This window comes from Burkholderia sp. BCC1638 (assembly GCF_902833195.1).
In the GTDB taxonomy this organism is placed as follows: Bacteria; Pseudomonadota; Gammaproteobacteria; order Burkholderiales; family Burkholderiaceae; genus Burkholderia; species Burkholderia diffusa.
Map to the genome: position 1 here is coordinate 1 of NZ_CADFEC010000021.1, position 14,436 is coordinate 14,436.

A 14,436-nucleotide genomic window follows, 5' to 3' on the forward strand; every position below is an offset into this window, starting at 1 on the left:
CGATCACCAGCCACCCACCAGGCCCGGTGACAACACCCCCCGGATCATGACTGCGACTGGGGGCGAGAATCATGCCGGGCCTGGCTGGCCAAAGCCCCGATTATCGGGGCACGAAGATAGTAACGGGTGGCTACCGGGGCGTCGCAGCGCAGGCGCAAGCGCGTAGAATGCCCGCTTCAACGAAATCGACGGAGCCGTACCGACCATGAACGATCAGCGCAAGAAGAACCCTGTCCGCAACGTGAGCATCCTGATCGTCGTGGCCGTGCTGCTCGTGATCGGGACGATCCTGTATAACGCGATCTCGCAGAAGCACGCGTACGACGAGGCCCATCCGGCCGAGGCCGCGAGCGCCGCGTCGCACTGACTCCGGCGCGGATGCGCATGATCGCTGCACGGCCCGGTCGGGCCGCCAGCGATGCGCAGGAACGGCAGGAAGAGTGGAAGCGGTGGGCGGCGCGAGGCGTCGCGCCGCGATAGATGCGGGCGCCGAAGCCCGCGCGCCGCGTGGAAGGTCAGTCGCGCGTCAACGTGACGCAGGCGCAAATTTCGGGCGGATTCGTGCGTAGAACACGAGCGCGAGCAGCGCGAGCCATGCCGCGCCGACGTAAAGCGCGACGCGCGTATCTTCGAACCAGCCGAGCATCACGATCACGAAAGCCATGAACGCGATCGTCAGCGCGGGTGCGACGGGCCACAACGGCACCTTGAACTTCAGCGCCGCGACCTCCGTGCTTGACAGGCGGCGGCGCATCGCGACCTGCGACAGCAGGATCATCAGCCACACCCACACGGTCGCGAACGTCGCGATCGCCGCGACCACCAGGAACACGTCCTTCGGCATCAGGTAGTTGAGCAGCACGCCGATCAGCAGCGCGCCGGCCATCACGAGCACCGTGACCCATGGCACGCCGTGCCGCGACGTCGCCATCAGCACGCGCGGCGCCTGGCCCTGCCGCGCCATCCCGAACATCATCCGGCCCGCGCCGAAGATGTCGCTGTTGATCGCGGAGATGGCCGCGCTGATCACCACGAGGTTGAGAATGGTCGCGGCCGACTTCACGCCGAGCGCCGAGAAGATCTGCACGAACGGGCTGCCGTCGCTGCCGACGCCCGTCCACGGGCTGATCGACATCAGCACGACCATCGTCAGCACGTAGAACAACAGGATGCGCGCGGGCACCGCGTTGATCGCGCGCGGAATCACGCGCTCAGGATCCTTCGCCTCGCCGGCGCTCATCCCGATCACCTCGATGCCACCGTACGCGAAGATCACGACCGACAGCGACGCGATCAACCCGCCGATCCCGTTCGGGAAGAAGCCGCCATGGTTCCACAGGTTCGCGAATGTCGGCACGTCGGCCGAATGGCCGAAATGCATGCCGGTCAGCAGGATCGCGACGCCGCCGCCGATCATCGCGACGATCGCGCCGACCTTGATGATCGACAGCCAGAACTCGAGCTCGCCGAACACCTTCACATGGCACAGGTTCAGCCCGCAGATGATCGCGACGACGCCGAGCACCCAGATCCATTGAGGGACATCCGGAAACCAGAAGCCCATATAGATGCCGAATGCCGTGATGTCGGCGATCGCGACGATCACCATTTCGAGCGTGTAGGTCCAGCCGGTGACGAAGCCCGCGAACGGGCCGAGGTTTTCGGTTGCGTAGTGGCCGAACGAGCCGGCGACGGGCTCGCGCACGGCCATCTCGCCGAGCGCGCGCATCACCATGTAGACAGCCGCGCCGCCCAGGATATAGGCCAGGATTACCGCCGGGCCCGCGAGCTGGATCGCGGACGCCGAGCCGTAGAACAGGCCGGTGCCGATCGCCGAGCCCAGCGCGAGAAAGCGGATGTGCCGCGCGCTCAGATGGCGCTGCAAGTTCTTCATCGAGTCTCCGATATCGTTATGCGACGGACCGGGCGAACGGGGCCGGCCCGGTTGGCTCAAGTTGTATATACAACTTGAAGATGTCGGAATGATAACAAGCCGGAGCCAGCGACCGGAATCGGGTATTCCCTGACTGGCGCAACCGGTGTAATCGGAGGTGGGGCCGTCGCGCGGCGGACGCGTCGGCCGTATGTGGCGTGCGGGTCATGCTTCGGGAGGGAGTTGCGGGAGCGGGGAGCGCCGCCGGCCGGCCCGCTTGCGTGCGTGCGCGGGCGGCCGGCGGCGGAACGACGTCAGGGCCTCATGCGGGCAGGCGGATGACGCTCGCGTCCTTGCGAATCAGCAGCGACGACGCGAGCATCTGCTTGCACTGGTGCGCGAGCACCTTCAGGTCGTGCGTGAGCTCGGCGCCCACCGCGTCGGATTTTTCCGCGGACACGACCATTGCGTCGAGGTCGCGGGTGATCTGCTTCGTCGTGTCGAGCTGGTCGGCCGGCGGCGGCTCGCCGGCTTCCGCCTTCTCGAGGTTCTCGAGCACGGCGGACAGGCCGCGGCGCAACGCATCGTCGTGGACGATGTTCTCGTCGGCCGCGCACGCGCTGCGGATCAGCGGCGCGGCGGCTGTGATCTGGGCACCGAGCACGTGCGTCTGCACGAGCAGGTCGTTCAGCTCCGGCACGAAGCGCTGGTGCGCCTTTGGCTCGATCATCATTCGCTGGAACGCCTGGCCGAGGTTCGCGAACGCGATGTGCACGTCCTTGCGTGCGAGGCGGTAGCGGTAGTCGTCGTCGAGGGCGGTGGCCGGCGTCTCGATCGCCGCGGCGACGACCGGCACGACCGCTGCGCCGTCGGCGGCCGGCACGGGCGGCGGCGACACGCCGCGCCCGGCGCGCCACACGGCCTCGAAATACTTGCGGGTCGAGGTCAGCATGTCGGTGACGAGCTTGCCCATCAGCCGGTATTCCCAGTACGGGAACAGGCGGCTCGCTGCGATCGCGATCATGCAGCCGACCACGGTGTCGATCGCGCGCTCGCCGATGATCCGCATGCTGCCCGGCGCGAGCAGGTGGAACATCAGCAGCACGTAAGACGACGTGAACACGACGCTCGCCGCGTAGTTGAACAGCAGCAGGCTGTAGCTCATCACCATCGACCCGAACATGATCGCGATCAGCAGGTGCGGCTCCTTGACCGTGTAGATCAGCGCAATGCTCGCCGCGCAGCCGATCAACGTGCCGACGATACGCTGCGCGTTGCGCTGCTTGGTGAGCGAGTAGCCGGGCTTCAGGATGATGATGGTCGTCATCACGATCCAGTAGGCGTTCGTGAGCGGCAGCAGCCGGCCGAGCCAGAAGCCGACCGCGACCGCGATCGTCACGCGCAGTGCGTGGCGAAAGCTCGGCGAGCGCATGTTCAGGTTGGAGAAGATCAGCAGCGGCGACATCCGGCGCCGCTGCAGGAAGCGCGCGAGCGCCTTGTCGATCTTCAGTTCGGTCTGCTGCGGGTCGGCATGGCCCGACAGGTTGCGGCGCATCCGGTCGATCAGGCGCGTCGCGCTCCAGATGCGCCGGAACGTCGCGAGCACGGCTGCGTAGGCTTCCGCGTTGGTGGCGGGGAAGTTCTTCTTGCGCATCAGCTCGATCTCGTACTCGATCGCGCGCAGTTCGGCCTTGACGCTGATTCGCGAATGCGGCGCGCGATTCTCGAGCACGGCGAGGCCGATTTCCTCAAGGTCGCGGGCCGCCTTGCGGATCAGGTCGCGATAGAAAATGATCAGGTCGGAGCCGCCGAACGTGTTGCGCACGAGCGGGTAGTCGGTGTGCGCGCCGACGAACAGCTCGTGCAGGTCGACGCTGTTGATGAACAGGTTGTACATCGTCGTACGGCCGGGGTCGAGCTTGCCGCGGCGCAGCTTCGGCAGGTTGCGCAGCACGATGTCGCGCGCGGTTTCCTGCGTTTCGACCGCGGTGATCTGCTTCGCGACGAGATTGCGATAGCACTCGTCGAGATCGGCATCGAGATCGTAGAACTGCGCACGCGCGAGCAGGTAGTCGGCGCACGCGAACAGGCTTTCAGCGAGCGCCTGCTGTTCGATCCGGCGCGCCTGCCATTGCGACACGAGCGTCGCCCAGTACGTGTACCAGAGGCCGCCCGCGAGAATCCAGCCGGCATTGACGAACGCTTGCAGCGGCGTGAACTTCTCCTCGAGCGTCATTACCATCATGAACAGCGTCGCGAAGCTGATCTGCGGCCAGCGGTTGCCGTAGACGACGATCAGCGACAGCACGAACGTGAGCGGCACGATCGTCAGCCATAACGCGAAGATGTTCGGCGTGGCGAGGCCGGTCGCGAGCGCGGCCAGGAAGCCGATCACGCTGCACGCGAGCATTTCGTTGTGCTTGTACTTCAGCGGGCCCGGCATGTCGACGACGCACGCGCCGAGCGCGCCGGTCGAGATCGTGAAGCCGAGCTCCCGGTTGTGAAACACGATCAGGCACAGCACGGCCGGCAGCGATACGCCGACCGCGATCCGCAGGCCACCGAAAAAGTACTGGCTGTAGAAAAACTTTCTGATTTCGACCGAATAGCGCATCGATGGGCTGAATGACAGACGAAGACGCCCGGGGCGGCGTATTGACTGGCGACGAGTCTATCGTATTTCGTGGTCCGCAAAACCTGGCCTTTCGGACGAGGTTCGCCGCGACGGTCCTTTTGCTATCCTTGGTGCTCCCGTTCGCACGGCTTGGCCGGCGCGAGGCTCCGACACCCGCTTCATGCTCCATCTCTTCTATTCGAACCGTCACGAAACGCTGGCCGACGCGCTGCTCGACGACCTGGCCGCGTTTCCGGCCCGCAACGGCCCGTGGGCGCCGCAACAGGTCATCGTGCCGAGCGCGGCGCTGCGCCGCCGTCTGGAACTCGACATCGCCGTGCGCCACGGCGTGTGCGCGAACGTCGAGTTTACGTATCTCGCGCAATGGCTGTGGGCGCAGATCGGCCGCGTGCTGACGGTGCCCGCCCGCTCGCCGTTCGCACCGGACCGCCTCGTGTGGCGCTGCTACCGGCTGTTCGCGCAGCGCGCGAGCGGCGCGCCGTGGCTCGCGTCGCCGCGGCTGGCTGCGTATCTGTCCGCGTCCGACGACGCGATGCGCTACGAGCTCGCACAGCGCGTCGCGGCCGTGCTCGATCATTACCTGACCTATCGGCCCGAATGGCTGGCCGCATGGCAGGCCGGCGAGTCGGTGCTCGCGGGCGACGTCGCGCCGCGCGGAATCAGCGATGCCGCACGCGACGACGAGCACTGGCAGGCGGCGCTGTGGCGCGCGCTGCTTGCGGAGCTGAGCGACAGCGGCACGCCGCCCGCGCATCGCTTCCTCGTGGAGGCGCGCAACCTCGATCCCGAAACCGTCGCGCGTGCCGACTGGCCGGAATCGGTCAGCGTGTTCGCGCTGCCGACGATGCCGCCGCTGCACGTCGCGCTGCTGCGCGAGCTGTCGCGCTGGATCGACGTGCGCGTCTATGCGCTCAATCCGTGCCGCGAATTCTGGTTCGACATCGTCACCGCCGCGCATGCCGAGGCGCTCGACGCGGCCGGCCGGCTGGACTATCAGGAAGTCGGCCATCCGCTGCTCGCGGAGTGGGGCCGGCAGACGCAGGCGCAGCTGCACATGCTGCACGAACTGACTGAAAGCGCCGCGTCGGGCGATGCGTCGCGTTTCGTCGGGAATCCCGCGCCGACCTGGCTCGCGCGCGTGCAGAATGCGATCCTCGACCTGCAACCGGAGGCGGAGCTCGGCGAAGCGCCGGCCGAGCGCGGGATCGAGGTGCACGTATGCCACAGCCTCGCGCGCCAGCTCGAGGTGCTGCATGACCGCCTGCTCGCGTGGTTCGATGCGGACGCGACGCTGCAGCCGTCCGATGTGCTCGTGGCGGTCGCCGATCTCGCGGCGGCCGGGCCACTGATCGATGCCGTGTTCGGCACCGCGGGCGCCGGCGGCGCGCGCGTGCCTTACCGGATCACCGGCCTGCCGCCGTCGCAGGCGAACCCGGTCGCGCGCGTGCTGCTCGAATGGCTCGCGTTGCCGGAACGGCAGGTCGGCGCGCCCGAGTTGGTCGAATGGCTGCGCGTCGACGCGGTGGCGGCCCGTTACGGCATCGACGCAACCGCGCTCGAGACGGTTCAGACCTGGCTCGCGGCCGCCGGCGCGCGGCGCGGGCTGTCGCCGACGGTGAGCGACGATGCGGCGGTGCCTGCGCCGCGCCATACGTTTTCCGATGCGCTCGCGCGGCTCTTCCTCGGCTATGCGATGCCCGAGGGCGCGGCACCGGTCGGCGCGTGGCTGCCGATCGAGGCGGCCACCGGCAGCGAGGCCGAACTGCTCGGCCGGCTCGCGCGCTTCACGGACGATCTCGACGGCTTCTCGCGACGGCTCGCCGACGCGCACACGCCACGCGCATGGAGCGAACTGTTCGCCGACACGCTCGCGCGGTTCTTCGACTCCGGTGCCGCGTATGCCGATGCGCTCTCGGGCGTGCGCGACGCGCTCGACGCGATGCTGGCCGCGATGACGGAAGGCGCGCCCGACGAAGCGTTGCCCGCGGCCGTCGTCCGCGCGGGGCTGGCAGCCGCGCTCGACGATCCGGCGCGCGGCGGGGTGCCGTGGGGCGGCGTCACGTTCTCGTCGCTGACGAGCCTGCGCGGGCTGCCATACCGCGTCGTGTGCCTGCTCGGCATGGACGACGGCGTGCTGCCTAGCCTCGCGCGCGCAGACGAGTTCGACCTGATGGCCGTGTTGCCGAAGCTCGGCGACCGGCAGCGTCGCGACGACGAACGCAACCTGTTCCTCGACCTGCTGCTCGCCGCGCGCGACCGGCTGCTGATTGCCTATACGGGGCGCAGCATTCGCGACAACGCGCCGTTGCCGCCCGCGGCGCTCGTCGACGAACTGCTCGACCATCTCGCGCTCGTCACGGCCGGCGAGGATACCCCACCGGACGCGGTCGATGCCGCGCGGCGCGCGTTCATCGTCGAACATCCGCTGCAACCGTTCGCGGCCGAGTATTTCCGGCCCGGCAGCGAACTGGCTTCGTACGACGCCGAGCGCGCGACGCTGGCGTCGCTGCTGGCAGCCGAAGCCGCGCGCGACGCGACGCGCGAGCAGCCGTTCTTCACGCAGCCGCTGCCGGCCGAGCCGGTCGAACCTGTTGCGTTCAGCGAATTCGAACGGTTCTGGCGGCATCCGGCCCGCGCGCTGCTGCGTGCGCGGCTCGGCATCGTGCTGTCCGACGCGCAGGCCGAACTGCTCGACACAGAGCCATTCGCACTCGACTTTGCGGGCAGCGACGCGCTCGCCGAGCGCGTGCTGCCGCTCCTGATCGAATCGGACGAAGGCGGCGTGCACGATCATGCGCTGCGCATCGCGGACGCCAGCCCGGAACTACCGGGCGGCGCGACGGGCGCGGTCTGGCGCGACCAGGCGCTCGGCTCGATGACGCAGCTTGCGTCGAACGTGCGGCGTGCGCTGGCCGACGGCATGGAACGGCGGCCGTTCACGCTCGCGATCGCGCCTGCCTGGCCCGACACCGAACAGGCGCTGTTCGGTGCCGATGACGCGATGCTGTCGAGCGATGCGGTGAGTGCGCCGCTCGAACTGCACGGCATGCTGAACCGGCTGACGCCGGCAGGCCAGATCATCTATCGCTATGCACGGCCGAGCGCGCGCGACTACCTGTCCGCGTGGCTCGCGCACCTCGTCTACTGCGCGGTGGAGCCCGACGGTCCGCGCCGCACGCTGTGGTTCGGCAGCGGCGGCGCGTTCGAGCTCACGCCGGTCGCGGCACCGCTCGAGCGCCTCGCGCCGCTCGCCGCGCTGTTTCGCGCGGGGCGGCGCATGCCGCTGCGGTTCTTCCCGCGCAGCGCGTGGGCGCGCATTTCCGACGGCGAGGCGAAGGCGGCGAGCGTCTGGATCAACGAGCGCGTGGTGAGCGAAGCCGACGATCCGGCGATCGCGATCGCATGGCGCGGTGCGCATCCTTCGCTCGACGAGCCGTTCGGCACGCTCGCGCGGCTCGTGTTCGAGCCGATGCTGGAACATCTGAAGGAGGTCGCATGAGCGCCGCATCCCAGCCGCAGGCGGCGCTCGAACTCGATGTTTTCGCGTGTCCGCTCGACGGCGTCAACCAGATCGAGGCGTCGGCCGGTACCGGCAAGACGTGGAATATTTGTGCGCTTTACGTGCGCCTGCTGCTGGAGAAGGATCTCGGCGCGGATGAAATCCTCGTCGTGACCTTCACGAAGGCGGCGACGGCCGAGCTGCACGAGCGGATCCGCGGGCGGCTGGCGCAACTCGCGCATGCGCTCGATACCGGCGACGACGGCGGCGATCCGTTCGTCGCGCGCCTGCTCGAGACGACGCTCGGCGAAGCCGGCGCGCTCGACCCCGAGACCGCCGCGAAGCGGATCCGGCGCGCGCTGCGCGCATTCGACCAGGCGGCGATCCACACGATCCACGCGTTCTGCCAGCGTGCGCTGCAGGAAGCGCCGTTCGCGGCCGCGATGCCGTTCGCGTTCGAGATGCAGGCCGACGATGCGGCGCTGCGCTTCGAGCTCGCGGCGGACTTCTGGCGCACGCGCGTCGAGCCGATGGCCGCGCGCTGGCCCGGCTTCGCGACGTGGCTCGTCGATTCGGGCGCGGGCCCGGCCGCGCTCGACGCCCAGCTCGCGCGGCGGCTAAAGAAGCCGCTCGCCGCGCTACGCTGGGACGGCGTCGTCGAACCGGACGCCTCGGCGGAGGCCGCTGCCGTCGAATGCTTCGCGGAGGCCGCGCGGATGTGGGCCGACGAGCGGGAGGCGATCGACGCGCTGCTGCGCACCGCGCAGCCCGTGCTCAATCAGCGTTCGCACAAGCCCGACGCCGTCGCCGATGCGCTCGGCGCGTGGTCCGCGCATTTCGCGCAAAGCAATGCCGCCGCCGCGCTGCCGAAGGCGGCGCTCAAGCTCACGCGCACGGCGCTCGCGAAGGCGACGAAAAAGGGTGGCGCGACCCCCGAACACCCATTCTTCGACGTCGCCGACGCGCTCGAAGCGGCGGTGGCCGCCGCCGAGGCCACGCAGCGCGCGCGCTGGCTCGCGCTGGTCGCCGACTGGCTCGACACCGCGCCGGGCGAGCTGGCCGAACGCAAGCGTACGCGCCGCGTCGTGTCGTTCGACGATCTGCTCGCGAACCTGTATCACGCGCTGCATGCGCATCCGTGGCTCGCCGAGACGCTGCGCGCGCGCTATCCGGCCGCGCTGATCGACGAATTCCAGGATACGGACCCGCTGCAGTTCGCGATCTTCGACCGGATTTTCGCACCGGGCGGGCCGCTCTTTCTCGTCGGCGATCCGAAGCAGGCGATTTACAGCTTCCGCGCGGCGGATCTGCATACGTATCTCGCCGCGCGGGCAAGCGCGAGCGCGTGCTATACGCTCGCGGTCAACCAGCGTTCGACGCCGGCGATCGTCGATGCGTGCAACCGCTTCTTCATGTCGAACCCGCGCGCGTTCGTGCTCGACGGGCTCGACTATTACGCGGTGCGCGCCGGCACGCGCGTGCGTGCACCGTTCGTCGACGGCGCCGACCCGGCCCCGGGCGGCGATTTCCGGATCTGGGCGCTGCCGGGCGGCGACGGCACGCTGCTCAAGCGCGACGCGCAGGCACAGGCCGCCCAGGCGTGCGCGGCCGAGATTGCCCGGCTGATGCGCGGCGCGCGCGAAGGACATGTGCGGCTCGGCGATACGCCGCTGTCGCCGGGCGACATCGCGGTGCTGGTGCAGACGCACCGGCAGGGGAGTCTCGTGAAGCGCGTGCTTGCCACGTGGGGCATCGGCAGCGTCGAGCTCGCGCAGGCGTCCGTGTTTTCGACCGGCGATGCGGAGCAGCTCGAGCGCGTGCTCGCGGCGATCGATGCGCCGGGCGACCTGCGGCGCTTGCGCGCGGCGCTGGCCGCCGACTGGTTCGGCCTCGATGCCGGGGCGTTGTGGCGGATGGAGCAGGGCGACGGCGATGTGTCGCGTGCAGCGGCCGACAGCGCGGACGCGATGAGCTGGGTCGAGCGCTTCTCGCGCTATCGGCTGTTGTGGCGCGAACGCGGCTTCGCGGTGATGTGGCGCACGTTCACGCGCGAGCTGCGGATCGCCGAGCGGCTGATGGCCGGCGCGGACGGCGAACGCCGCGTGACCGACATCAACCATCTGGCCGAACTGACGCAGGCGCGCGCGTCCGCGCAGCCGGGCATCGCGCCGACGCTGCGCTGGCTCGCCGCGCAACGGCTCGACGGCGGCGGCGAGGAAGCGCAGCTGCGTCTCGAGTCCGATCGCAACCTCGTGCAGATCGTGACGGTGCACAAGTCGAAGGGCCTCGAATACGCGGTCGTGTTCTGTCCGTTCCTGAACGACGGCGGGCTGCGCGAGCCGCCCGCGTCGGCGCTGCCCGACGCGCGCGAGTATCACGACGATGCGGGCGACGCCGTGCTGCATTACGGGTGCGACGACGAAGCCGCCGAGCATGCCGCGCGCCAGGCGCTGCGCGAGCAGGCGGCGGAACGCGCGCGGCTCGTCTACGTGGCGCTCACGCGCGCGGTCTATCGGTGCTATCTCGTCGCCGGGCTTTATCTGTCGTCGCGCTCGACCCGCGAGGCGCGGCGCAGCGTGCTGAACTGGCTCGTGGCCGGGGCCGGCCAGTCGTTCGACGCGTGGCTCGACGAGCCGCCCGACGAAGCGGTGCTCGATGCTGCGTGGCAAGCGCTCGCCGGTGGACCCGTGAGCGTTGCACCGTTGCCGGTGCCGGCGCGCCGTGAGCGGCTGGCTGCCGGCCACGATGCATCGCAGACGCTCGCCGCCCGCCATGCGACGCGCGTGCTGCGCGACGCGTGGCGGATGGCGAGCTTCAGTTCGCTGACCGCGTCGATGGCGCGCGAGGAGGCGGGCGTCGCGGTCGTGCCGGACGACGAGCTGCGGCCCGATCACGATGCGCTTGCCGCCGTCGCGCCGGACGGCGCGCTTGCCGTGGACGACACCGTCGCGGTCGAGCCGCCGGACGACGACATCCTCGTGTTTCCGCGCGGCGCGGCAGCGGGCGAGTGTCTGCACCGCCTGTTCGAACTCAGTCGGTTCACCGAGCCCGATTCATGGCACCAGGCGGCGCTCGGCGCGCTGCATGACCGGCCAGTCGAGGCCGAGCCCGAACTCGCGACGCGCCTGCCCGCGATGATGGCGCGGCTCGTCGACGATGTCGTGCGCACGGAGCTCGTGCCGGGCATGCGGCTTGCGGATCTCGATCCCGCCAAGCGGCTCGACGAAATGGGTTTCCTGTTCCCGGCGCCGTCGCTCGAGCTGGGCGCGCTGCGCCGGCTGCTGGTCGCACACGGCTATCCGGACGTTGCGCTAGACGCTGGCGTGCTCGCCGGTTTCATCAAGGGTTTCATCGACATGATCGTCGAACACGACGGCCGCTTCTGGATCGTCGACTGGAAGTCGAACCATCTCGGCAATACGCCGGACGCTTACGGCCCGCGCGCGCTCGACGTCGCGATGGCCGATCATGCCTATCACCTGCAGGCGCTGCTCTATACGGTTGCGCTGCATCGCTATTTGCGCGGGCGGCTGCCCGACTATGACTACGACACGCATATCGCGGGCTATCTGTACCTGTTCGTGCGTGGCGTGCGGCCGGACTGGCGCAGTGCCGGCGAACCGGCCGGCGTGCATGCGCGGCGGCCCGCGCGCGAACTCGTCGACGCGCTCGACCGGATGATGGAAGGGGGCCGCACATGAACGTGTCCGACGATACGCTCGAATTCACCGGCGGCCTCGTCGCGCGCCTGCCCGAGCCGGCTGATTTCGGCATCGCGCTCGCGGAAGGGTTCGCGCGACGCATCGGCGACCTGTCGCGCCGTGCGGGTGCGCCGGCCGCGGCCGCGCGCTGGGCGGCGCGTGCCGCGTTCGCGACGAGCCGGGCGACCGCGGGCGGCCACGTATGCGTGTCGCTCGGCGCGCTCGCGCAGCGCTACGAGGAACCGGTCGACGACGTGCGCGCGGCGCTTGCAGCAAGCGGCGTGGTGGCGTTCGGCACGCTCGCGCGCGGCGACGAGCGGCCGCTGATCGTCGACCGGCACGACCATCTGTATCTGTCGCGCTATTTCGACTACGAACGGCGGCTCGCCGATGCGCTCGTCGCGCAGGCCGGCGTCGCCGCGCCGGGCGACGTGCTGTCGCCCGACCGGTTGCGCGACAGTCTCGCGCGTTACTTCGGGCCCGCGACGGGCGAAATGGACTGGCAGCGCGTCGCGGCGATCGTTGCGCTGACAGGACGCGTGACGATCGTCAGCGGCGGCCCCGGCACCGGCAAGACGACGACCGTCGTCGGCGTGCTGGCTTGTCTGCTCGACGCGCATCCGGGGCTGCGCATCGCGCTGGCGGCGCCGACCGGCAAGGCCGCGCAGCGGATGCAGGAAGCGCTGCACGCACGGGCGGGCGACCTGCCGCCGGAACTTGCCGCGCGCCTGCCCGACACGTCGTACACGTTGCATCGCCTGCTCGGCGGCGGCGGGGCGGCGGGCTTTCGCCATCAGCGCGACAATCCGTTGCCGTACGACCTGATCGTGGTCGACGAGGCGTCGATGATCGACGTCGCGCTCGCCGCGCATCTGCTCGATGCGCTCGCGCCGGGTGCACGGCTCGTGCTGCTCGGCGACAAGGATCAGCTTGCCGCGGTCGAAGCCGGCGCCGTGTTCGCCGAACTCAGCGCACGGCCGACGTTCACCGCCGCTGCGCGCACGCGCATCGCGGATGCGCTCGGGATCGACGAAGCGGCTTTCGTCGCGGCCTTGCCGGTGCCGGACGGCGAAGTGGCGGGGGCGGTTGCTGTTGCGGCTCAAGCCCCGGCCCCGGCTTCCGCGCCATTGTCGGCGAGCGCGGCGCGCAAGCCGCCCGCACGGCGCAACGTGGATACGCGACAGGCGTCGCTGTTCGATGACGACCCGCAGGACGAAGCGGTTTCCCCGGCTGATGCGGTGCCTCTGGCCGCTCCGTCGTCACCTGCACCGACAGACCTCGCTAGCGCATCCGCGGCCACCGATCCTGCATGGATCGAGGCCGACGAACTCACATGGCTCGACGCCGTCGAGCTCACGCCGCTCGATCAGGCCCACGCGGGAGGTTCGGCAACACGGGTGTCGACTGTTGCAACGGTGGCCGACGACATCGCCGCCGCGTCGCCCGCACCGCTCGCAGACTGCGTCGTGTGGCTCGAACGCAATTACCGTTTCGGTCTCGATTCGCCGATCGGCCGCCTGTCGCTCGCGATCCGCCGCGGCGACGTGCAGGGCGCGCTCGACGCGCTGCCGGCCGACGATGCCGCTGCCGCGTCGTTTCACGACGACGCGGGCGAGACGCTTGCGGCGTCAACGGTCGAGCGGCTCGCGCGCCGGTTCGGCGCGTACCTCGATGCGTTGCGCACCGCGTTGTCCGGGCCGGCGCCCGATCCGCTGCCGTTGTTCGATGCGCTCAACCGCTTCCGGATCCTCTGCGCGACGCGCACAGGATCGCGCGGCGCCGAGCACGTCAATGCGCTGGTGGCCACGCACGTGCGGCATGCCGCGCGCGTGCCGCTCGCGGTCGGCGCACACTGGTTCACCGGGCGGCCGATCATGGTGACGCGCAACGACTATGCGCTCGGGCTGTTCAACGGCGACATCGGCATCGCGTTGCCGGACGCGCAGGGCGTGCTGCGCGTATGGTTCCGCCGCGCGGACGGCACCGCGCGCGCCGTGTCGCCCGCGGCGCTGCCGCCGCATGAAACGGCGTTCGCGCTGACCGTCCACAAGTCGCAGGGCTCCGAATTCGACGAGGCCGCGCTCGTGCTGCCGGCATCGTTCGGCCGTGTGCTCACGCGCGAACTCGTCTACACCGCGGTCACGCGTGCGCGCACGCGCGTGCAGGTGATCGGCCCGCGGCGCGTGCTGGCGCAGGCGGTCGCGACACGTACGCAACGCGATTCGGGCCTGGCGGCCCGCGTCGACGAGGCGCTCGCGCGGCGCCGCAAGGAGACGTCGCGATGATGATCCGCTACACGCTCGATCCGGCCGAAGTCGAATGGACCGCCGTGCGCGCGCAGGGCGCCGGCGGCCAGAACGTCAACAAGGTGTCGAGCGCGATTCATCTGCGTTTCGACATCCGCGCGTCGTCGCTGCCGCCCGTCATCAAGGAACGGCTTCTCGCGCTGTCCGACCAGCGCATCACGCGCGACGGCATCGTCGTGATCAAGTCGCAGGAATACCGCACCCAGGAGAAAAATCGCGAGGCAGCACTCGCGCGGCTCGATGCGTTGATCGGCAGCGTCGCGTTCACGCCGCGTGCGCGGGTCGCGACACGGCCGACACGCGCATCGAAGGAGCGGCGGCTCGAACACAAGTCGCGCCGCAGCGTGGTGAAGTCCGGAAGAGGGAAGGTGATCGACTGATGAAACGAATCGCCGGCCGGCCTGCATGGCGGGCGGCGTCGT

7 protein-coding genes are annotated in these 14,436 nt (G+C 69.8%); 5 read left to right on the forward strand and 2 right to left on the reverse strand.

The window, feature by feature from the left end; genetic code table 11:
* The first annotated feature begins 205 nt into the window (after positions 1-205).
* Entirely contained in the window at positions 206-367 is a 162-nt protein-coding gene (locus tag HWX22_RS22270) for a hypothetical protein (RefSeq protein WP_006476417.1), read from the forward strand.
* Positions 368-526: 159 nt separating this feature from the next.
* Here HWX22_RS22270 and HWX22_RS22275 read toward each other — a convergent pair whose 3' ends face one another.
* Positions 527-1,894, reverse strand: a complete 1,368-nt coding sequence (locus tag HWX22_RS22275; RefSeq protein ID WP_059815875.1) for an amino acid permease — start codon at positions 1,892-1,894, stop codon at positions 527-529.
* A 301-nt stretch (positions 1,895-2,195) separates the two neighbouring features.
* The gene (locus HWX22_RS22280; protein ID WP_175916406.1) at positions 2,196-4,487 is read right to left on the reverse strand and encodes an FUSC family membrane protein; all 2,292 of its coding nucleotides are present in this window, start codon (positions 4,485-4,487) and stop codon (positions 2,196-2,198) included.
* 181 nt (positions 4,488-4,668) lie between these two features.
* On the opposite strand from HWX22_RS22280, the gene recC reads away from it, so the two are divergent.
* The 4 genes from recC to arfB are packed head-to-tail and all read left to right on the forward strand — an operon-like array spanning position 4,669 to position 14,394.
* Positions 4,669-8,007: an exodeoxyribonuclease V subunit gamma gene (recC, locus tag HWX22_RS22285; protein ID WP_175916407.1), complete on the forward strand. Its 3,339-nt coding sequence runs from the start codon at positions 4,669-4,671 to the stop codon at positions 8,005-8,007.
* Positions 8,004-11,708, forward strand: coding sequence for an exodeoxyribonuclease V subunit beta (recB, locus tag HWX22_RS22290; protein ID WP_175916408.1), 3,705 nt, complete (start codon positions 8,004-8,006; stop codon positions 11,706-11,708). The genes recC and recB overlap by 4 nt, the downstream gene beginning before the upstream one ends.
* Entirely contained in the window at positions 11,705-13,993 is a 2,289-nt protein-coding gene (locus HWX22_RS22295) for an AAA family ATPase (protein ID WP_175916409.1), read from the forward strand. Before recB ends, HWX22_RS22295 begins: the two co-directional genes overlap by 4 nt.
* Positions 13,990-14,394 (forward strand): alternative ribosome rescue aminoacyl-tRNA hydrolase ArfB, encoded by a 405-nt coding sequence (gene arfB, locus HWX22_RS22300; RefSeq protein ID WP_044848015.1) that lies wholly within the window; start codon positions 13,990-13,992, stop codon positions 14,392-14,394. The genes HWX22_RS22295 and arfB overlap by 4 nt, the downstream gene beginning before the upstream one ends.
* Positions 14,395-14,436: the final 42 nt, after the last annotated feature.